At 53.2% G+C, this 1,638-nt stretch carries 1 protein-coding gene; it reads right to left on the bottom strand.

Going from position 1 to position 1,638, the window contains the following annotated elements; all coding sequences use genetic code 11:
- Positions 1-1,638, bottom strand: a 1,638-nt coding sequence (locus tag ACRQDJ_RS09205; protein ID WP_435718005.1) for a hypothetical protein, incomplete at both ends; no start/stop codon positions are given.

Raw genomic sequence — 1,638 nt, 5'->3', positions numbered from 1 at the left:
CAGCGTCACATCCGCGCCAGGCTTACCATCACCATCACCCCACGCAGGGCAACCATTATTAGAAGCCGGCCCAGCAATGGTGGGGCAGTTATCCTTTAGATCCGGAGTACCGTCGTTATCACCATCGGAATTCGGATCACGCACCGTAATCGGAGCAAGAAGAATCTTTTCACCCGTCGGGGTAGTCATCTTGACCGGGATGAGGTATTCGCCAACTTCAGCATTTCCAGCGGTCGGAGCAAGGGAAATTGTCCCGTCCTCATTAACTGTCGCCCAGGGCTGCTGGCCAACCTTCACCTTGGCCTGGTCAACATCAGCAAGCAGTTCCGCCGGAATCTTCGTGTTGTCGTCAAGCGGAGCATACTTGGCATCTCGCGGCTTGGTGCCGTTCTCCTTGTGAAGCGGCGAAGCAACAGTCTCAGTCGTTTCGAGGTCAACCTGGGTGTGCTTGTACTCCGGAGTGGGCTTGGCGGCAAATGCGTCCTTGGCTAGCGCAGTATCGCGCGAGCCCTCGGGATAGATTGTTGCCGTGTAGATTTCGTCATGATCGAGATCAGCCGGAACCGTCAAAGGACACGAGTTCACAACTCCAAGGTTTGAAGATGTGGAGATGCACTTATGCACCTCGTTACCTTCAGAATCCGTCCACACAATTTCGTGACCACTCGAGGGAACAAAGCCAGTAGCCTTCGTTTCGACCGTCACGCCAGGAGCCGCAGGTTTAGTGGTCTGGTTGTATTCCAAAACCTGGAAATCGCGATCCTCCATACGAAGAGCAAAATCCTGATCCCTAATATTGCTCATAGCGCCGTCGGTCGCATAGTCAACAACCTGGGCGCCGTACTGATACAAGTTATCCGGGAAGTTATCAAGGGCGCCCCCTACTCCATCAGGAAGAACGGGAGCAACGTACATATATTCGACGTTAACGTGTCGCGATTTGAGGTTACCCTTGAGCCACGAAGCGCTCGCACCTTCGGGAACCGGATCACCGTGTTGCCCAGCATTCACAATTCCCTTGTAGCTGTAAGAGTCACCCCACAGGCCCTGGAACTGAATGTGATAATTACCCTTGGCATCCGTGACCGCGTAGGAAGTCTCGGCGATAGCGCTCTTCCCGGTATCCTGCTCATACTTCGCCATAATTTCCCGCTGCGCAGCTTTAAACTGCTCGCGAGTATAGCCGTTGTGGTTCTTCTTCCATTCGTCGAAGAGTTTCGCCACTCCGTCTTGAACGTATGCGCCGACTACTTTAACGCCAGGTACTGCAACATCACCAAAGCTGTCTTGGAACATGCGCACCGCCTTGGGTGCACCAAACACATTCCTCTGGTCATAGAAAACACGACCCGAAACCCAGCCACCGTTTTCTTGGTTGGTGGTTTCCTTCCAGGTGCTCTCATCCGGGAACATCTCGCTAATTTGCGGGCGCTCCTGATATGAAATATTGAAGTTCTCCGCAGCGGACTGTGGCCATGCATTCCACGTACCCACATACCGCTGCGTCATCCCGTTACTAACAAATACGCCGTCGGATTCGACAAATGAATTGACGTACTTAGTTTTATCGGGGTTATCGGACCAAATACGCAAGCCTTGCCCTGCCTGAGCTTTCCACTCATGCTCGATACCTAGTGC

The sequence above is a fragment of the Actinotignum urematis genome (assembly GCF_051264595.1).
Classification (GTDB): Bacteria; Actinomycetota; Actinomycetes; order Actinomycetales; family Actinomycetaceae; genus Actinotignum; species Actinotignum timonense_A.
The sequence above is the reverse complement of the archived record's forward strand: the minus strand, read 5'-3'. Positions and strand labels throughout refer to the sequence as shown.